This window comes from Pyxidicoccus sp. M15, assembly GCF_056858435.1.
The window spans coordinates 12,475,153-12,494,834 of the sequence record NZ_CM166495.1 but is presented as its reverse complement, the minus strand read 5'-3'; the positions used below and the strand labels follow the sequence as shown (position 1 = coordinate 12,494,834).

The following is a 19,682-nucleotide window of genomic DNA, read 5'->3' as shown; positions in this document are numbered from 1 at the left end:
TTCGTCGTGAGCCGGGAGGCTCGGTCATGTTGAGCGACGTGAAGATGGACCTTCGGTACGCGCTGCGCACGATGCGCCAGTCGCCCGTGTTCACCGTGGCGGCGGTGCTGGTGCTGTCCCTGGGCATCGGCGCGACGACGGCGCTCTTCAGCGTGGTGGACGCGGTGCTGCTGCGGCCCTTGCCCTTCCCGGAGCCGGACCGGGTGGTGATGCTCGGCTCGGAGAAGCCGCAGCGGACGCCTCCGCGCTACAGCCTGATGACCTTCGACGACGTGGCGCGCCAGTCCACGCAGCTGCGGAATCTCACCGCGTACTCCAACAACCTCTTCAACCTCACCGGTGACGGGGACGCGCAGCAGCTGCGCGGCACGGTGGTGGCGGGCGACTTCTTCGGCGCCTTCGGCGTGCAGCCGCTGCTCGGGCGTGCCTTCACGCCCCAGGAGCTGCGCACGCCGGTGGCGGTGCTGTCCTACGGGCAGTGGCAGGCCATGGGAGGCGGGACGGACATCCTCGGCCGCTCGCTGACCCTGAGCGGCCAGCCCTACACGGTGGTGGGGGTGATGCCGCCCTCCTTCCAGGTGCCGCAGGCGAACATCGCGGCGTGGGTGCCGTACGACAGCCAGCCGGGCGCGGCCACGTCCGAGGCGCGCACGCAGCGCGGCTACCGCGCGTTCAACGTCACCGGGCGGCTGGCGCCCGGCGCCACGCTGGAGTCCGCGCGGCAGGAGCTGGCGGCGCTCGCCCCGGCCCTCCTGAAGGAGGACGCCGCCCAGGAGTTCGGCGTGGTGAGCTACGCGGAGCAGCTCACCCGCGAGGTGCGGCTGGCGCTGTGGGTGCTGCTGGGCGCGGTGGCGCTGGTGCTGCTCCTGGCGGCGGCCAACGTGGCCCATCTGCAGCTGGCGCGCGCGGCGTCGCGGCAGCGGGAGCTGGGCATCCGCGTGGCGCTCGGCGCGGGGCGGGGGCGGCTGGTGCGGCAGCTCCTCACGGAGAGCTTGATGCTGGCGCTGCTGGGCGGCGTGGGCGGCGTGCTGCTGGCCCTGTGGGGCACGGACCTCCTGCTCGTCCTGGGCGCCAACGCCCTGCCGCGCGGCGACGAGGTGGCGGTGCAGGGGCGGGTGCTCCTCTTCTCGCTGGCGGTGACGCTGCTGACGGGCGTGGGCGTGGGGCTCGTCCCCGCGCTGCAGCGCAGCCAGCTCAACCCGGGGACGGTGCTGGGCCGGGGCTCCACGGAGGCGACGCGGGGGCGGGCGCACGCGGTGCTGGTGGTGGCGGAGGTGGCGCTGGCGCTGGTGCTCATCACCGGCGCGGGGCTGATGCTCAAGAGCTTCTGGCGGCTGAGCCAGGTGGACCCGGGGCTGGACCCGGAGGGCGTCTTCGTCGCGCGGCTGTCGCTGTCGAGGGACCGCTACCAGGAGCCGGGACGGTCGGCGGCCTTCCACCGCGACTTCATGGCCCGGCTCGCCGCGCGCCCGGAGGTGGCCGCCGCGGGCGTGGGCCAGAGCCTGCCGGGCGGCTGGGACATCCGCCGCTCGGGCTACTGGGTGGAGGGGACGCCGGACGTGGACAACCGGCCCAATGCCCTCATCAACACGTCCACACCGGGCTTCCTGGAGGCGCTGCGCGTGCCGCTGCTCGCGGGCCGCCGGCTCGCCGACTCGGACAGGGCGGACGCGTCGCGGGTGATGGTGGTGAGCGAGCGCTTCGCCCGCGAAGTCTTCCCGGGGCAGGACCCGCTGGGCCGCCGGGTGACGTTCGGCGGCGACGACGCGCAGGGCAACCCCCTGTGGCTGACGGTGGTGGGCGTGGTGGGGGACGTGCCGTACGCCGGGGTGGAGTCCGGCCAGGAGCCCACGGCGTACGTGCCCATGGACCAGGGCGGGCAGGGGTACTTCGCGGGCGGGCAGCTCGCGGTGCGGGCCGCTCCGGGCCTGGCGCCCCTGGCGCTGGAGGCCGTGGTGCGCGAGGAATTGCGCGCGGTGGACTCGACGGTGGCGCTCGCGCAGCCCACCACGCTGGAGGACCGGCTGGCGACGGACCTGTCCCGGCCCCGCTTCCGCACGGTGCTGCTGGGCGCCTTCGGCGTGCTGGCGCTGGTGCTGGCCGCGGTGGGCATCTACGGCGTGATGTCCTACGCGGTGGCGCAGCGCTCGCACGAGATGGGCGTGCGGATGGCGCTCGGCGCCCAGCGCGCGGACGTGCTGCGGCTGGTGGTGGGGCAGGCCCTGCGGCGGGTGGGGCTGGGGCTCGGGCTGGGCCTGAGCGGGGCGCTGGCGGTGCACCGGGTGATGGAGGGGCTGCTGTACGGCGTGGGCTCGCTCGACCTCTCCGTGCTCTCCGCCGTGGCGCTGCTGCTGTTGGCCACCGCCTGGCTGGCGAGCTGGCTGCCGGCACGTCGGGCGGCCAGCGTGGACCCGGCCTCCGTCCTTCGTCGCGGCTGACGCCGCCCGTTTTCTGGCGCATTCTTGCCCTGGGTATCCTCCGTGTCCGAGCCTCTTCCCCAAGTCCCGAACCTTCCCTCCCCCGTGCCGGCGTCCACCGCCCGGCCTGCCCGCATCCTCGTCGCCGACGACCAGGCCGACGTGCTGGAGGCGCTGCGGCTGCTCCTCAAGCGCGACGGGTACTCCGTCGTCACCTCCCAGTCGCCCCAGGGCGCGCTGGCCACGCTGGAGTCGGAGGACGTGGACCTGGTCCTCATGGACCTGAACTACGCGCGCGACACCACGTCCGGGCGTGAGGGCATGGACCTGCTCGGCCGCATCCGCGCGCAGGACGCGGCGCTGCCGGTGGTGGTGATGACGGCCTGGGGAAGCGTGGAGGGCGCGGTGGAGGCCATGCGCGGCGGCGCGCGCGACTACGTGCAGAAGCCGTGGGACAACACGCGCCTTCTGGCCACGCTGCGCACGCAGCTGGAGCTGGGCCGGGCGCTGAAGCGCAGCCGGCGGCTGGAGGAGGAGAACCAGCACCTGCGCCGCGGCCAGGGCGGCCTGCCCACCATGGTGTCCGAGTCGCGCGCCATGCAGCCCATCCGCCGCCTCATCGAGCGCGTCGCGCCTTCCGGCGCCAACGTGCTGGTGACGGGAGAGCACGGCACCGGCAAGGAGGTGGTGGCGCGGCTGCTCCACGCGTCCTCGACGCGGGCGGACCGGCCCTTCGTGGCGGTGAACTCGGGCGGCCTGTCCGAGGGCGTCTTCGAGAGCGAGCTGTTCGGCCACGTGAAGGGCGCCTTCACCGACGCGAAGACGGACCGCATCGGCTGCTTCGAGCTGGCGGACGGCGGCACGCTCTTCCTGGATGAGATTGGCAACATGCCGCTGTCGCAGCAGGCCAAGCTGCTGCGCGTCTTGCAGACGGGCGAGCTGCACCCGGTGGGCTCGTCGAAGACGCGCCGGGTGGACGTGCGCGTGGTGAGCGCCACCAACGTGGACCTGTCGAAGGCGGTGACGGAGGGACGCTTCCGAGAGGACCTGCTCTACCGCCTCAACACGGTGGAGCTGCAGCTGCCGGCGCTGCGCGAGCGGCGCGAGGACATTCCCCTGCTGGCGGCGCACTTCCTGGCGGAGCACGGCCGGCGCTACGGGCGGCCCACGCTGCGGCTGTCTCCGGGGGCGCTGGAGGCCCTGCTGTCGTACGCGTGGCCGGGCAACGTGCGCGAGCTGGAGCACGCGGTGGAGCGTGCGCTCTTGATGTCGGCGGGCGACGAGGTGACGGCGGAGGACCTGTTGCTCAAGCGGGCGACGCGTGAGGGTGCGTCGCGGCTGGAGGAGATGACGCTGGAAGAGGTGGAGCGCTACCTCATCGAGCGCGCGCTGGCGCGGCACGAGGGCAACGTGAGCGAGGCGGCCAAGGGGCTGGGCCTGTCGCGCAGCGCGCTGTACCGGCGGCTGCAGCACTACGGAATCAAGGGAGCTCGGTGAAGCAGAAGCGCGGGCCGCCGCAGCATGACTTGCAGGTGCTCGGCCTCGCGTGGCTCGCGGGCCTGCCGGGCTCGGTGGCGTCGCTCGTGCTGGTGTGGGTGGGGGACTTCTCCGCCAAGGTGCAGTGGACGCTGACCACGCTGGTGGTGGGCATGTTCCTGGGCGTGGGGCTGCTGGTGCGCGAGCGGGTGATGCGGCCGCTGCACGCGGTGGCCAACCTCCTCGCAGCGCTGCGCGAGGGCGACTACTCCGTGCGAGGCCGCGGCGCGCGAGGCGGCGACGCGCTGGGCGAGGTGCTGCTGGAGGTCAACGCGCTGGGCGACACGCTGCGCGAGCAGCGCCTGGGCGCGCTGGAGGCGGGCGCGCTCCTGGAAGCGGTGATGGAGGAAATCGACGTCGGCGTGCTGGCCTTCGACGGCGAGGGCACGCTGAAGCTCGTGAATCGCGCGGGGGAGCGGCTCCTGGGGCAGTCGCGCCAGCAGTTGATGGGGAAGGGCGCGGGCGCGCTGAACCTGGAGGACCTGCTGGAGGGCCCGGCGCCCCGGCGGCTGACGCGCACCTTCGCGGAGGAGGGCGGCCCGTACGAATTGCGGCGCGGCGCGTTCCGCCAGGGCGGCCTGCCGCACACGCTGGTGGTGCTGGCGGACCTGCGGCTGGCGCTGCGCGAGCAGGAGCGCGAGGCGTGGCGCCGGCTGGTGCGGGTGCTGAGCCACGAAATCAACAACTCGCTGGCGCCGATTGGCTCCATCGCGGAAGCGCTGCGGGACACGCTGCTGATGCAGCCGCGTCCTTCGGACTGGGAGGACGACGCGAAGAGCGGGCTGGGCATCATCGCCCGGCGCTCGGAGTCGCTGGGGCGCTTCATGTCGGCGTACGCGCGGCTGGCGCGGCTGCCGCCTCCGTCGCTGGCGGACGTGGAGGTGGACGGCTGGGTGCGGCGGGTGGCGGCGCTGGAGAAGCGCCGGCCGGTGGGCGTGCGCGCGGGGCCGGCGCTCGTGCTGCGGGGGGATGCGGACCAACTGGAGCAGCTCCTCATCAACCTGGTGCGCAACGCGGTGGACGCGGTGCAGTCCGTGCCGGACGGGGGCGAGGTCTGGGTGTCCTGGGCCGTGCTGTCCCCGGGCGCGGTGGAGGTGTGGGTGGAGGACGAGGGCCCGGGCCTCGTGGACTCCGGCAACCTCTTCGTGCCGTTCTTCACCACGAAGCCGCAGGGCAGCGGCATCGGGCTCGCGCTGAGCCGGCAGATTGCGGAAGCGCACGGCGGCGGCCTGCGGCTGGAGAACCGGCCCGAGGGGCGCGGGTGCCGCGCGCGGCTGAAGCTGCCGCTGGACACGCCGGGCATGCTGGCGAGCCAGGGCTGAGCCGCCAGTCTGGCTGGAGCCCCGTGGCCGGCAATTTGGTGCCCTGCAGAGGCCGTCCCTAGGATGGCGTCCTGTGGCGGGCCGTGGCCGGGAACTTCCGGGGCGGCGTCCGTTCTCTCGGGGTGAACGTCATGAACGCAGGACGGATGGCCGTGCTCCTCGTCTGGGGACTGATGGGGACGGCGCTGGCGGCGGACTCCGCGCCCGAGGCGGATGAGGACCTGTCGAAGCAGTCCACGGGGCTCGTCCAGTCCAGGATGTCCTCGGAGCAGAAGCGGCTGGAGGCAGCGGAGGCCGAGCTCACCGTCCTCCGTCACGAGCTCCAGAAGGCGCGGGCCCGGCAGGCGGATGTCCGGGCGCGGAAGTTCGACTCCGCGAAGCTCGCGCCCATGCTCACCCGCTTCCAGAGGGACTTCACGGCGGTGAGCGACGTGACGGCGAGAGGCGCCCTGCCGACGAAGGACGCCTACTCACGGCTGGAGCGCTCCGCGAACGAGCTGGCGGATGCGATGGCTTTCGAGCTGGCGGACTTCCTGCCTCGCCTCGGCGGCACCGAGCAGCGCAGCCCTAGCATCGACGAGCTGTATGGCGAGCCCCGCCAGACGCAGCTGCCGAGCTGGACGGAGCTTCAAGTATTGCGCTTCCCGCAGACGGGCCGCGACGGCGGGATGACGCCGGACGTGTTCCAGGAGCAGATGAGGGAGGCACTCACGGGCGCCAGCGACCGCGCCAGGACGCTGTCCCTCGCCGAGCTGGAGCGGCTGTTCGGCCAGGACCAGGAGGCGGTGGCGAAGGCGTGGCAGGGCATCATCGACCGTGCGCAGGCCACCATCGACCTGCACAACAGGCAGGTGAAGGACTCGCAGGCCGCCATCGACAAGCTGAGCGGGGAGCTGGACGCGCGTCAGGTGCAGAAGTTCGAGACGGACGGGCGGCTGACCTGGGCCATCATCATCATGGTCGTGGTGCTGCTGCTGCTCTACCTCGCCACGCTCCTGTTCAAGCCCGAGGTGCAGCAGACCATCTTCAACCAGCGCATCCTCGTCGAGATGATTGGCATGGCCTTCCTGCTGCTGACCATCATCATCCTCGGCACCGGCGAGAAGATTGACCGCGCGGTGCTCGGGACGCTGCTGGGCACGGTGGGCGGCTACATCTTCGGCCAGCAGCAGGCCCGCAGAGGTGGCTCGGAGACCCAGGCCGCCGCGCAGCCCGCGGCGACGGCGCCGCCTCCGCAGCCGATGGCGGCCGCGCCCGTGAGTGCGCAGCCCGTGCAGCCCATGGCGGCCGCCCCCGCGACTGCGCAGCCCGTGCCTCCGGCCCCGAGCGCCGTGGCGGCCCCGGCCGCCGTGCTGTTGCAGCAGGCCGCGCAGGAGGCACCCGCTCTCGCTCCGGCACCAGAGCCCACCGCATCGGCCGCCATGAGTGACGACGTCCGAGCGCCGGCTCCCGCCGGGAAGTAGCCGTCACACCCAGCCACCCGGGGCCGTATGCCCGGGGGGCGGCGGCCACATCCCGCCCGTTCCCAATCCGCGGTGGGTTGCTCCTGCCGCCCGCCGCCCCGGTGGCTCAGCCCTCCGCGAGCCGCGCGGTGTACTCCGCCTCCATCCGCGCGTGTGTGGACCAGAAGCCCGCGGGCTCCACGCCCCGCAGCCGGTCCCCGAGGATGCCCAGGTGCGTGTGCCAGCCGCTGGCCACCCCCACGAGGTGCCTCGGCTCCAGCCGCCGGTGAATCAGCACCAGCCGCACGTCCTCGCCCCGGGGCGTCAGCTCGAACGACACCTCTCCATCCGCGCCCCACGTGTAGCTCAACAGGCGCGGCGGCTCGCAGCGGGTGACGCGGCCTTCGAGGCTGCACCCGTTCTCGAACTGCTTGAAGCGCGCGGGCGGCCGCTCGAAGTGCGACGACAGCGAGGACTGGAGGAAGTGCAGCTCCACCCGCCCGCCGACGTGCAAGTCCATGGGCCCGGAGGCCAGCCACTTCCCGCGCAGCTCCGGCACCGTGAGGTACTCCCAGACGCGCTCCAGCGGGCCGGGCAGGACGCGCTCGAAGCGAATCATGTCCGTGACGACGACCCCGTGCTCACTCATGGGCGGCTCCGCGCTTGCGAGGGGAGGCGGGCTTGCGCAGCTCCTGCTCCAGCGCGTCCAGGCTGTCCGTCCAGAACCGCTCGTAGAAGCGCAGCCAGTCGAGCGCGCCCGCCAGGGGCGCGGGCGCCAGCCGGCAGCGGTGCGTGCGTCCCTCCACCGTCCGGTGCACCAGCCCGGCGCGCTCCAGCACCTTCACGTGCTTGGAGGCCCCCGCGAAGGACATGCGGAACGGCGCGGCCAGCTCACCGATGCTTCGCTCACCGTCCGCCAGGCGGTGCAGCATCCCCCGCCGCGTCGGGTCCGCGAGCGCATGGAACACGGCGTCGAGCCGCTCTTCATGACGTTGAACCATCTGGTTTAACTTAGGGGCGCACCGGTGAGCGGTCAACGGGGCCCAGGAAACGTCACGGGCCGCCCGCGGACCGTGGTGCAGGTCCGGGAGCGGCCCAGGGGCTTCGGCGTGTCGGGAGGCTCAGGCCGTCTGCGCGGCGGGGGCCTCGTCGGGCGGCGCGTCGTAGGCGGGGGTGAGGTCCACCACGTTGACGGTGACCAGATGGTAGACGATGCAGTTGCTCATCCAGAAGAAGATGGCGCACCAGTGCACGTAGACGAGCGGCGAGCCGGGCCACACCTGGAGCGGGTGGCCGAAGACGTTGGCCGCCATGTACCCGCCGAACCACTCACCGGCAAAGGTGAACACGGTGCCGATGGCGATGCGCGTCCAGACCTTCACGCGGCGCGGGTAGAACCAGAAGAAGTGCAGGCTCCACAGCATGGCCACGCAGCCGGCCCAGAGGATGAGGCTCCCGAAGGAGAACCAGTGGTAGGGCGACTCGGGAAACACCCAGCCCCAGTCACCGTTGACCTGCCGCCACGCCATGTTCTGCGCCAGCTCCATGAACCAGAAGAGGGGCGCGATGTAGAGCACCTGGGTCATCAGGATGCGCAGCCAGGTCGCGGCCTTCTTCCAGAAGAAACCCATGGGCAAGGCGAGCGAGAGCATTCGTTCCCCTCCGGCCGCGGCGGGTGTGGACAGACGCCGCGCAGAAGTAAGAACGGAGTAAGTCTCATTTCTTGGCAATTTCCGACGTCAACGCATTGCGTATGGGCGCCACACGCTCCGCGCCTGCCTGAACGGTGATTCAGGTCCTACGCGCCGCGCCGTGAAACAAAGCCGAGGAGTCCCGGAGGGTTGGCCCGCCTCGCGGCGCCAGGGGCGCCAGAAAAATGCCGGTAGCTCGAGACACTGTGCCTCGAGCTACCGGCTGTGCGGGTCGCCATGGTGCGAACGGCCCGCACGAATCCTGGGGCTAATTGCTGGCCGGGTCGTCCGGCCGGGTGCCCTGGTCGAGCTCGTCCCGGTCCAGCGCGCCGTCCAAATCCCTGTCGATGCCGATGCGAACCTCCGAGCCCTTGGGCACCACCGTGTAGGTCAGCTCACTGCCCGTGCGTCCCAGGGTCCGCAGCACCGAAGCCGTCACCGCCTCAGAGACCCGGTCTGACTGAAACTGGCCACTTCCCATGTACGTGTAGCCCCTGGCCAGGCCGCCCTGGCTCCCCTTCACCACCAGTCCCACCTTCCCGCCGTCCGCGAGTGACACGAACGAGGCCACGGTGGCGAGCTGCGCCGCCGTGGGAGTCGCCGACGTCAGCGTCACCTGCCGGCCCACCGCCGCGTGCGTGTCCTTGCTGTTGGGGCCGAGCGGCTCCTGGATGGCGGTGGTCGAGCCCTGCGGCAAATCGGAGCCGGAGAAGGCGAGCATGAACGCCACCATGTCCGCGACCTCCTGGTCGCTGTTCAGGTTGAACACGGGCTCGGTGATGAAGCGGGCAATGGAGTCCACGGCGCCGTCGTGCGCGAAGCCGAAGCCCGCGAGGTTCGACGTCTGCGTGAAGTCCATGCCCACCTTCTCGTAGAGGTTTCGCAGCTGCGAAATCTTCATCGTCACGTTGGTGAAGCCATCCACGGCGACGAGCGCGGTGTGGTGCTCTCCATTGGCGCCCACGGGGAAGGGGACGAACTGGCCGTTGCTCAGCGTCATGTCCGTGCCCATGCCAGTGGGCAGCGTGTGGCACGCGGAGCAGGCGAGCCTCCCGGAGTCCAGCAACCGGGGCGGCCGGTACATGTTCAGCCCGCGCTCCGCGTTGCCGTTGGGCAGCGGTTGCCCGGCCGCGCCGAAGCGCCCCGTCGTGAAGTGGCCCGTCAGCGACAGGTTCGTGGGTAGCGAGTTGTCCGTGTTGCGGAACGGGTTGGGCGGGAAGGTGAGCGTGGCGAGGAAGCTCTCGAACTGCTGCATCTCCACCACGGTGAGCTGCGCGTCGTCGCCTTGCAGGCTGACGAAGGCGCCGTTGAACTCCTCCAGGCCCGCCTTGTCGCCGCGCCAGTGCAGCGGCTCCTGGCCGACGATGTCCTGGAGCGTCTGCGTCGTCATCGGCCCCTTCATCGTGTGCCACGGCTGGAAGCCCGTGGTGAGGGCGGGCACGCCCATGCCCAGGTTCTGCCCCGTGACGGCCTTCATGTCGCCAGCGGGGTTGCCCAGGTCCCACGCGAGCCGGTCCATGCGCCCGTCGATGTGGCACGAGCCGCAAGCGATGTGCCCCAGGCCGGAGCCCTTGTGCGTGTCATACAGGTGCTTGCGGCCCGCCTTGATGGTGCCGGGGGACGGGTCGAAGAAGGGCACCCGCGCCACCTCGGTGTTGGACGCCGTGTCCACCACGGACACGCTCGCCGCGAACTTGTTGAGCACGTAGAGCCGCGTGCCGGAGTGCACCACGCCGGTGGGGCCCTCGCCCACGCTCACCTGCGCCACGCGGGCGCCCGTGGTGTCCGCCACGATGACGTTGTTGGAGCCCATGCCCGTCACGTAGGCGCGCGTGCCGGCCACGTTCCACGCCACGCCGCGCGGGTCTCCCAGCGACAGGTTGCGCGTGGCCTGCGCCACGGTGCTGGAGGTGTACGTGAGGTGCGGGTTGAGGTCGAACCGGCTCACCGACGCCGGCGCGGCCGGGTCCACGGACGCGGCCAGCACGCGCAGGAAGCGGCCCTTGAGGTTGGGCTCGAAGCGCACCTCGTTGATGGCGTCCGTGCCCACCACGGTGACGCGGCCGCCCGGGTGGACGGCCAGCGCCATGTTCAGGTTCATCAGCCCGGAGGCGTACGTCACCGCCAGCGTGGACGCGTTGATGATGGCCAGGTCGCGGTCCACCAGGTCCCACCCGGGCTTGCGCCCCGAGGACGCGGCATTGGCACCGGAGACGAGCGCCGTCCAGTCATGCGCGTTGTCGTCCATCCACTGGCCGCTCGCGTTCTTCCTCACGATGAGGCTCACCGGCGGCGGCGTGGGGTTGCCGGACTTCTGCGCCGGGTTGAAGAAGTTGCCCGAGTTGGGCGGAGGGTTGACGCCGCTGTAGGGGCCGGCGCTGCTGCTCACCACGTTGGGAGGAAAGCCGCCGCCCGCCATGGCGTTGCCGCCGCCGAGCACCGTGGTGCGGTTGCCGGACTCGAACAGTGCCACGTACACCTGCGTGCCCGCGGCGTTGACGGCCAGGGCGCGCGGCTCCTCGCCGCCGAGCTGCACGCGCGTGGGCGCGCCGAGCGGGCTGGCCGGGTCCACCACCAGCACGCGGTTGACCTGCGAGCAGGAGATGAAGGCGCGCTGCGGGCTGCCGGCGAAGACGACGTCGGCGGGCTCGTCGTCGGTGGGCACCGTCGTCCGCACGTTGAGCGTGGTGAGGTCCACGATGCTGACGCTGTCGGAGACGTGGTTGACGACCCACGCCTCGGTGTTGCCGCGCGCGCGCACGGACACCGGGTCCAGCCCCACGGGGATGGACGCGGTCAGCACCGGCGTCCCGCCCGCCACGCTGAACACCAGCAGCCGGTTGTCCGCCGTGTTGACGGCCAGCAGCTTCGAGCCGTCCGGCGTCAGCTCCAGCGGGTGCACGTGCGGGTGCTCCCAGTTGACGAAGGCGCCAGGGGCCTGCGCGAGCGCGGGCCCTCCCGGCAGCGCAAGGCACGGCAGTAGGACTGCGAGGACCCGGTGCACCAGACGCATGAGACGCTCCCAGCGACGCCGGGCGCGCTCCCACCCCATACCGCCAGCGCGACCGGCTTCTCATAAAATACCGGAATATCCAGTAATTATGGACCTCGAACACGGGACGCCGGCCACGGTTGCGGGGGAGGGGCGAAGAAGCGCGTGGGGTCGGTGTCACCCCGCGTCGGGGGCCTGCCTCTGGGTAGCCGTTGGCCCCGGGGCCGGAAGCACTCCAGAATCCGCGCCATGCAACCCGTCTCCAGCCCGTACCGCCGCGCGGTACCCCTCTTCCTCGCCCTTCTCTGTGCCGTGGCGCCGCCGGGCGCCCGCGCCGAGGTCGCCGTCCAGCGCACCTTCCTGCGCCTGCCGTCGTCCAACGGCCACGGCGCCGTCATGCTGGACCTGGAGCAGAAGAAGGTGTCGCACTTCCGCGAGCACCTCTTCGCCACCGAGGAGCCCGTCATCGACACGGTGGGCGCGGACGTCTTCGAGAAGGGCCAGCCGAAGGTGGTGCACACGCGCGACCTGCTCTTCGACGCCTTCTTCGGGCTGCGCTCGGGCGGCACGCAGCGCTGGCTGCCGACGCAGGACGCCAACCTGGACGCCAGCGGCTACGCGCCCTGGGAGCCGGGGAAGACGGCGGGCACGGGCGTGACGATGCTGGTGCAGAAGGTGGGCACGCTGGAGGTGACGACGTACGTCTTCGCGCCCCAGCGCCTGCCGCACGCGGCCTTCGTCATGGCGCTGCGGGTGCGCAACACGGGCACGGCGGCGGTGACGGGGGTGAGCGCCTTCTCGCTCCACAACTTCCACCTGGGCTTCGGCCGGCCGGGCGTCATGGCGGAGACGGACGAGAATGGCGAGACGGTGGAGCTCACCGGTGACGTCTTCTCGGAGAAGGGCTTCGCGGGCGCGCTGGTGGCGCGGCCGCTGGGCGCGGTAGCGAAGAAGGCGGCGTGGCTGTCGAGCGCGACGGGCTCGCAGAACGGCTTCAACGTGGTGAACAACGGCGGCTCGCAGGACCTGCAGGACTTCACGGCGCAGCCGTCCGCGGGCACCGGCTGGGCGACGGCGTACCAGTTCAACCTCGGGGACCTCGCGGCGGGCGCGGAGAAGTGGGCGGGCGTGGCCTTCGCGCACCACGCGAATCCGGAGTCCGGGAACGCGGCGCGGGAGTGGCTGGAGGAGTACGCGGGCGCCTCCGACGCGAAGGCGCTGGTGGAGGCGGAGCTGGCGCGCTGGGGGACCCTCCAGCGCGACCTCGTGAAGGTGCCCGCGGGCCTGGCGGAGGACGAGGAGTCGCTGGTGCGCCAGTCCGCGGTGGTGCTGGCGATGGCGCAGGTGCGCGAGAGCGACGCCTTCCTGCGCGAGTGGCTGACGAAGGACGGCGAGGTGCGCCGCACGCGCTTCAAGGACACCGAAGGCGCGACGGCGAAGCTGCCCACGCGGGTGCAGCACGCGGGCCAGGGCGCGGTGCTGGCCAGCCTTCCGCCGGGACAGTGGACCTACGCGTGGATTCGGGACGGCGCCTACGCGGCGTCGGCGCTGGCGACACTGGGGATGACCAACAGCGCGCGCGCGGCGCTGGCGTACTACCTCCAGGCGGACAGCGGCCGGTTCCGCGACTGGCGCGAGCTGCAGTCGTACAACATGCCGCCGTACATCATCACCCTCACGCGCTACCACGGCTTCGGCGTGGAGGAGACGGACTTCAACGAGTCCGGCCCCAACCTGGAGTTCGACGGCTTCGGCCTCTTCCTCTGGTCGCTGCGGCACTACGAGCAGGTGACGGGGGACGAGTCGCTGGTGGATGAGCACTGGGACACGGTGTCCACCAAGGTGGCGGACGCGCTGGTGGCGCTCATCGACCCGGAGACGGGGCTCATCCGTCCGGACTCGTCCATCTGGGAGACGCACTGGAACGGGCGGCAGCGCGCGTGGGCGTACACCAGCCTCACGGCGGCGCGCGGCCTGTGTGACGCGGCGGCGCTGGCCGAGCGCAAGGGCGACGCGGACCGGGCGCTGCGCTACCGCAACGCGGGCAATGGCATCCGCCGCGCGATGGCGGAGAAGCTGACGGACGCCAACTTCGCGCTGGCCTCGAACCTGGAGGAGCTGAAGACGGGCCGGGGCTACTGGGACGCGGCGGTGTTCGACGCGTTCGCCTTCGGCCTGTTCGACCCGAAGGGGAAGATTGCGAAGGCCACGATGCGCGGGCTGGACCTGCGCCTGTCCTCTCCGGCGGGCGCGGGCTGGCAGCGCAACGACGACCGGTATGACCACTCGGGCGGCGCGGACATGAGCCCGTGGGGCAGCGAGTACGACAGCGCGGAGTGGGTCATCGTCAGCCTGCGCGGCGCGGTGGCCAAGCGCCTGGCGGGGGACACGGCGCGGGCGGACCGGGTGCTGAACTGGGTGAAGGACCAGTCGCTGAAGAACTACCTCGCGGTGGCGGAGACGTACGACGAGAACAACGGCACGCACAAGTTCAACATCCCCATGGTGGGCTTCGGCGCGGGCGCCTACGTGCTGGCCCTGGCGCAGCGCGCGGAAGCGACGGAGGACCCGGCGTGCGGTGCGTACCTCGACGAGAGCACGCTGACGAAGGAGCCGGACGCGGGCACGCCGGACGCGGGCACGCAGGAGCCGGACGCGGGGACGCAGCAGCCGGACGCGGGCACGTCGAATGACGGTGACGTGGGCGGCGGAGGCTGCAACGCGACGGGCCCGGGGGCCCTGGCGATGTGGCTGGTGGTGGCGCTCGTGGGCGCCGTGCTGGCCCTGCGCCGCCGCGGGGCCTGAGCACCGCGATGCGACAGCCCGGCCTCCCAGTGAGGAGAGGCCGGGCCCGGTGGAGCGTGGAAGCGCGCTACTGCTGCCAGGCGTGCCCGGCCGGCGACTCCCCCGGCCGGACGCCGGGGCGGTCGGGCCAGCCTTCAACGCCGGATGCGGAGTAGCGGATGGTGTACCAGCCGCCCCAATTCATGTTGCTGGCGCGGCGCTTGTAGACGGCGACATCCGTGAGTCCGTCCCCGTCATAGTCACCCGTGACGGGGACGTCGTCGGGCTCGCCGATGGTGACGGAGTACGTGGTCCCGTTCGAGCTGCGGCGCAGGGTGTAGTGGCCACCGCCGTCATTCGCCGGCCAGCGTGGGGTGTAGACACCGAAGTCGCTGGTGCCATCCCCGTCGTAGTCGCCGATGACGGGCACGTCCCCCTCCTGTCCCATCGTCACCCACTGCCACGCCTGGGTCGCGCTGTGCCAGAGGGTGAACCACCCACCCCAGTTGATGGAGCTGGTGCGGCGCTTGTACAGCGTGAAGTCGTCCTTGCCGTCTCCGTCGAAGTCCCCCACCACGGGACTGTCGTCGGGCTCGCCCATGGGGAAGGTCCGCAGGTCTCCGTGGAGGCTCGACTTCCACTGGAACTCTCCGTAGACGAGCCCCGCCGCGCGGCTGTCGTACACGGGGCTGGTGTACCGGTGATAGACGGCGAAGTCGGTGGTGCCGTCGCCGTCGTAGTCCGCGGCGACCGGCACGTCTCCCGGCTGCCCGAGCGTGAACCAGCGCCACTGCTGGGAGTCGCTCAACCAGACGGAGAACCAGCCACCCCAGTTCATGGTGCTGGAGCGCGCCTTGTGCAGCGCGAAGTCGGTGATGCCGTCACCGTCGTAGTCGCCCGTCAGGGGGACGTCATCGTTCTCCCCCGCGGGAAAGCGCATCAGCCTCGGCATGGAGCTGGCCTGGACCGTGAACAGGCCCGGCTCCGGCAGCGCGGGCGAGGTCCAGTACCAGGAGGGGTCCGAGATGCCGTCACCATCGAAGTCGTCCTTCTGATGGGACAGCGGCGAGTCCGTGTAGACGTGGACCGCCCAGGGCGCGAAGGCATCCGTCCATCCGCCCAGCGAGGGGATATAGGCGAGCGTCCTCGGTCCCTCGAACAGGACGCGCACGCCCAGCGACGCGCGCCAGGTGCTGGGACGGATGAGGCCGGAGACAGGCTGCGCGGTCCGGTTGGCGACGATGAAGTAGTTCCGCGCGCCGACGCGCCGGTGCAGGCCCTCGAGGCCGGCCGGCAGCGTGAAGTTGCCTTGCTGGTCGGTGGAGCTCAGCGCCGGCTCCAGATAGCGCAGCTGGCTGGCCACCCGCTTGATGTCATGCCAGGCCGTCGAGGACAGCTCGATGTCCTCCGTCCCCCACCAGGTGACGCCGCGCGCCCCGTGGATGACCGAGCTGAAGGCCATGAAGCGCTGCTCCGCGTACTCCGGGCGGCGGCCGCGACGGCTGTCCTTCCCCCACGTGTAGCAGCACTCGTTGTAGCCCTGCCCCTGCAGCACCATGAAGATGGGGCCCGTGGGCGAGTGGGGCGCCAGGTCATCGTCGTCGTAGATGAACTCCATGGCGCCGACGGTGGTGCCCACGGGGTTGAGGTCCACGGTGGGAAAGGGCGGCGTCACGCCATCCTCACCGACGAAGTAGATGGGGTAGGTGTCCTGGGCCCAGGCATTCGAACCGGCCTGCCACGCGCGGTACCGCGCCCGGGTGAAGTCAGGTCGGCCGCTCGAACCGCTGGCACCGGGCTCCGTGGCGACGACGTGGTGGGCCGGGTCGCGCGAGTTGACGAAGGCGCGGAAGCTCACCGCCTGCTCGAGGCTGGGGATGCGCGCGCGCTGACGATTCGTCGTCGGCCAGTCGATGCTGCCGTCCGGGAACAGCGCAATCTGCCCCGGCCCCTCCTTGTTCCACCCCATCTCATCGTGGGTGTCGTACGCGAGGAGGGCCTCCTTCCCCTTGACCTCTTGAATCTTCAGGTCCAGCGCGCTGCCCACGACATGCTGGGACGTCTCGCGCACCCAGTGCAGCTCGTGGCCCGGCTCGTCGGTGAACTTCCAGTTCCAGGCCTCGGCGATGGCGTGCACGCCGTAGCGCCCCATGCGGTCGAGGTCCGGACCCGTGAGCGTCTGGAGGTCTGTCTTCACGGTGTTGATGCCAGACCCCGCGAGCTCAGCCAGGGCCTTGTCCGAGCGCTCCTGGTTGGGATTCTCGGGGGCGCCAGGACTGGCGTACTTGGGGTAGTCGAACAGGCCGATGACAAAGAATGGCTTGCCCTCGTGCATCCAGCGGGGGCCTCGCGCCGGGTCTGTCGCGCCGGGCTCCGGGTCCGGGAGCAGGTCACAGGTCGGAGGCGGCTCCGGCAGGGAGCAACGGGAGTCCGCGAGGGCGAGGCCGGGCTGGAGGAGGCAGAACAGGGTCATGACTCCGGCCATGACCCTCGAGTCGTTTCTCTTCACGTCGTTGCATCCAGTCGAGTGGGGCCATCGGGTGATGGCCGACTGCATGCTAGTGCGCCCGGGGCTCCGTCGTGGGTGCCGACGTCGCTCATGAAGTCCTTGCCTGGCAGTGCCGGGCCCGGGTGACACCCGGGCCCGGCGTGCAGATGCTACCGGGTCCGTTTCAGGGCATCGAAACGGCCCGCCCGGCTCAGGGGTGACTGAGAGGGTTCGACGCGTCGGTGGCCGCCGCCAGCTCGTCTCCGTCCAGGTGCCCGTCCAGGTCCCGGTCCAGACCGATGCGCGAGCCCGAGCCCGGGGGCACGCAGGTGTACGTCAGCACCCCGTTGCCCAGGACGACGCCCAGCCGCAGGTCCGAGTCGGACACGAGCGGCCAGGCCTGCCGGTCGCCCTTGAACTTCCCATTCCCGGCGTAGAGGAAGCCCATGTCCTGCCCGGCGACCCGGCCCTTCGCCACCAGGTCGCACTCACTGGCATCCGCGCGCTGCCGCAGCAGGTTGATGCGCGGGCTCGTCACGGACACGTTGCCCGAGGTGAGCGTCACCTGCTGCCCGACGATGGGCGCCAGGTTGCTCTCGAAGGCGAGCATGTACTGCTCCATGTTCTTCTTCGCCGTGGTGCCCTCCGGCGTGAGCGGAATGCCGACGGGGTTGAGCAGGCTCAGGTCGAAGTCGCTCCCGAAGCGGAACAGCGTGGGAATGGTGCCGTCGCTGTTGAAGCCGAAGCCGCGCACCTGGTCACCGAGGAAGGCATCCTCCGGCACCGTGCTGCCCGAAGTGAACGCCACGCCGAACATGCCCACCTTCTGGTACTGGTTGCGCAGGTGCGGCACCTTGGGGAACTGCCTGCCGGCGTCGAAGCCGGAGCGGCCGTCCGCTCCGAAGAAGCCCTTGGCGAGGCCCTCGCCCGGGTTGGCATTCAACTCCACCATGTGGCAGGAGCTGCACGCGCCCTGGAAGTCGGTGGTGACGTTGAAGAAGAAGTCCCGGCCCGCCTGCTGCTCCGGCGTGAGCGAGTTGTCCAGCTTGCGGATGGGGTTGGGCGGGTACATCACCTGGAGGATGAAGGTGGTGAACTTCTGCATCTCCGCCGGGGTGAGCTGCGCGCTGCGCCCGAGCAGGTCCTTGAAGGCGGGGTTGAACTGCTTGAAGGCCTCGTCCTCGTTGAAGGAGCCGCTGGCCGGCTGCGAGCTGGGCGCGGTGTCGCCTCCGTTCCGGTCTCCGCGCCAGTGCATGGGGCCGTGGTTGGCCATGCCGCGCAGGCTCTGCGTCACCATGGGGCCCTTGAGCGGGTGGAAGGACGTGTCCTGCCCCAGCGTCGGGTCATCACCGAACTCGGGCAGCACCGGGATGATGGGGCTCGGGTTGAGCTTCACGGTGCCGTCCGGGTTGCCCAAATCCCAGGCCAGGCTGTCGAAGTCACCGAAGATGTGGCAGCTCGCGCAGGACGAGTCGCCGTGGCTGGAGCTGCGCCGGGCGTCGTAGAGGAACGGGCGCCCCTCCACCACGCTCGCCGGCTCCGGGTTGAACATGGGCAGGTGGGCCACCTCCTGCTTCGTGGTGGTGTTGACCACGGAGATGGCGTTGTCGAAGCGGGTGAGCACGTAGAGGCGCCCGCGCGCCTCGTCCAGCACGATGCCCGTGGGGCCGCCGCCGGTGAGCTGAATCTGGTTGGCCGCGTTCGGCACGAAGGTGTCCGCCTCCAGCGCGGCGGTGGAGTACACGCCCAGCTTGGAGGAACCGAAGGCCGCGACGTACAGCGTGGCGCCGTTGGACGTCACCGCCATGCCCAGCGGCTGCGCGAGGCTCTTCTCGCTCTCCGCGTTGGGCACCGGCGCGCAGCAGGCGGCGTAGTTGATGTGCTTGTTGAGGTGCCGGGGCGTGACGCCGCCCGCGCCCAGCACGGTGATGCGGCTCTCGTGCAGGTGCCCGCGGAGGCTGGTGCCGGCGAAGGTGCCGGGGCCCTCGAAGCGCAAGTCGTTCCGGGCCTCGGTGTTGCTGACGTAGACCTTCCCGCTCACGGGGTTGACGGCCATGTTGAACAGGATGGTGCCCACGCCCTTGTAGAAGCCCGCGGAGCCCTGCAGCTGCACGGGCGGGTTGGCGTTGGCGGAGATGGCGAACACGTCCTTGTCCGGCAGCGAGAAGCGCACCTTGTCCGTCCACGGGCGTCCCACCACGTCCAGCCAGTCCTGGCCGTTGTGCTTGAGAATCATGGCGACCTCGGGTGCGGGGACGCCCTGGAAGTTGGTGTTGGGGGCGGGGTTGCCGCCCGCCGCCTCGCCGCCGTCGGGGATGATGCGCTCGGCGACCACGGTGGTGCGGTTGCCGGAGTGGAACACCGCCGCGTAGACGCGCGAGCCGTCCGGCGTCACCGCGAGCGCGCGGGGCGTGTCGCCGAAGAGGGAGATGATGGTGAGCGGGTTGCCGCCCAGCGTGCCGCCCAGGTTCTCCGAGTCGAACACCCAGACGTCGGCCCGGCCGACGCCCGGCGTGGTGAGCTGCGGGTCGAACGGGGCATTCTGTCCCCGGTGCGCAGCGGTGATGAAGGCGCGCTTGCGGCCCGGGCCGGCGAAGACGATGTCGCGAGGCTCGTCACCCACGAGCAGCGTGCGCGTCACCGTGCCGCTGCCTCCGCCCGAGTCGATGCGCACGACGCTGACGCTGTCGGACAGGTGGTTGACGACCCAGACCTCGTCATTGGTGCGCGCCGCGACGGCGACCGGCTCCAGGCCCACGGGCACCGAGCCCTGGTGGACGAGGCCGCTATTCTCCACCCGGTATATCTCCAGCCGGTTGTCCGGCGTGTTGGCGGCGAAGAGCAGCTTTCCGTTGGGAGAGAGTGCGAGGGGGCGAACCTGACCGCTCTCGAAGAGGGCGAACGGTGCCGCTGACGCGGAGGTTCCTACCAGGACGACTGAAAGCAACAGCCCTACGAGAACCGCACGACAGCTGTCTCGACGAGTAACACAACTGGATTGCATGATTCC

General features: G+C 71.1%; 11 protein-coding genes. 5 read left to right on the top strand and 6 right to left on the bottom strand.

Annotated features, from left to right (window positions below; translation table 11 throughout):
- Positions 1-26 precede the first annotated feature (26 nt).
- The 4 genes from ACX9TP_RS46600 to ACX9TP_RS46585 all read left to right on the top strand — a co-directional run bounded on the left by ACX9TP_RS46600 (position 27) and on the right by ACX9TP_RS46585 (position 6,738).
- Positions 27-2,438 carry an ABC transporter permease gene (locus ACX9TP_RS46600; protein WP_482977187.1) on the top strand — a complete coding sequence of 804 codons (2,412 nt, stop codon included), beginning with the start codon at positions 27-29 and terminating at the stop codon, positions 2,436-2,438.
- 84 nt (positions 2,439-2,522) lie between these two features.
- Positions 2,523-3,914 (top strand): sigma-54-dependent transcriptional regulator, encoded by a 1,392-nt coding sequence (locus ACX9TP_RS46595; RefSeq protein ID WP_482977186.1) that lies wholly within the window; start codon positions 2,523-2,525, stop codon positions 3,912-3,914.
- Positions 3,911-5,275, top strand: coding sequence for a sensor histidine kinase (locus ACX9TP_RS46590; protein ID WP_482977185.1), 1,365 nt, complete (start codon positions 3,911-3,913; stop codon positions 5,273-5,275). Before ACX9TP_RS46595 ends, ACX9TP_RS46590 begins: the two co-directional genes overlap by 4 nt.
- A gap of 131 nt (positions 5,276-5,406) precedes the next feature.
- Positions 5,407-6,738 (top strand): hypothetical protein, encoded by a 1,332-nt coding sequence (locus ACX9TP_RS46585; protein ID WP_482977184.1) that lies wholly within the window; start codon positions 5,407-5,409, stop codon positions 6,736-6,738.
- A 106-nt stretch (positions 6,739-6,844) separates the two neighbouring features.
- Here the strand turns inward: ACX9TP_RS46585 and ACX9TP_RS46580 are convergent, their stop codons facing one another.
- The 4 genes from ACX9TP_RS46580 to ACX9TP_RS46565 all read right to left on the bottom strand — a co-directional run bounded on the left by ACX9TP_RS46580 (position 6,845) and on the right by ACX9TP_RS46565 (position 11,421).
- Complete coding sequence (locus ACX9TP_RS46580) at positions 6,845-7,366, bottom strand: SRPBCC family protein (RefSeq protein WP_482977183.1); 522 nt, start codon at positions 7,364-7,366, stop codon at positions 6,845-6,847.
- Positions 7,359-7,718, bottom strand: coding sequence for an ArsR/SmtB family transcription factor (locus ACX9TP_RS46575; protein ID WP_482977182.1), 360 nt, complete (start codon positions 7,716-7,718; stop codon positions 7,359-7,361). Before ACX9TP_RS46575 ends, ACX9TP_RS46580 begins: the two co-directional genes overlap by 8 nt.
- A 120-nt stretch (positions 7,719-7,838) precedes the next feature.
- The gene (locus ACX9TP_RS46570) at positions 7,839-8,369 is read right to left on the bottom strand and encodes a hypothetical protein (RefSeq protein ID WP_482977181.1); all 531 of its coding nucleotides are present in this window, start codon (positions 8,367-8,369) and stop codon (positions 7,839-7,841) included.
- 307 nt (positions 8,370-8,676) lie between these two features.
- On the bottom strand, positions 8,677-11,421 hold the full coding sequence (locus ACX9TP_RS46565) for a YncE family protein (RefSeq protein WP_482977180.1): 2,745 nt from the start codon (positions 11,419-11,421) through the stop codon (positions 8,677-8,679).
- Between the two features lie 228 nt (positions 11,422-11,649).
- On the opposite strand from ACX9TP_RS46565, the gene ACX9TP_RS46560 reads away from it, so the two are divergent.
- The gene (locus ACX9TP_RS46560) at positions 11,650-14,205 is read left to right on the top strand and encodes a glycoside hydrolase family 15 protein (protein WP_482977179.1); all 2,556 of its coding nucleotides are present in this window, start codon (positions 11,650-11,652) and stop codon (positions 14,203-14,205) included.
- A gap of 67 nt (positions 14,206-14,272) precedes the next feature.
- Here the strand turns inward: ACX9TP_RS46560 and ACX9TP_RS46555 are convergent, their stop codons facing one another.
- Both ACX9TP_RS46555 and ACX9TP_RS46550 read right to left on the bottom strand, forming a co-directional pair.
- Entirely contained in the window at positions 14,273-16,669 is a 2,397-nt protein-coding gene (locus tag ACX9TP_RS46555) for an FG-GAP repeat domain-containing protein (RefSeq protein ID WP_482977178.1), read from the bottom strand.
- 214 nt (positions 16,670-16,883) lie between these two features.
- Positions 16,884-19,676: a hypothetical protein gene (locus ACX9TP_RS46550; RefSeq protein ID WP_482977177.1), complete on the bottom strand. Its 2,793-nt coding sequence runs from the start codon at positions 19,674-19,676 to the stop codon at positions 16,884-16,886.
- Between the last annotated feature and the right edge of the window lie 6 nt (positions 19,677-19,682).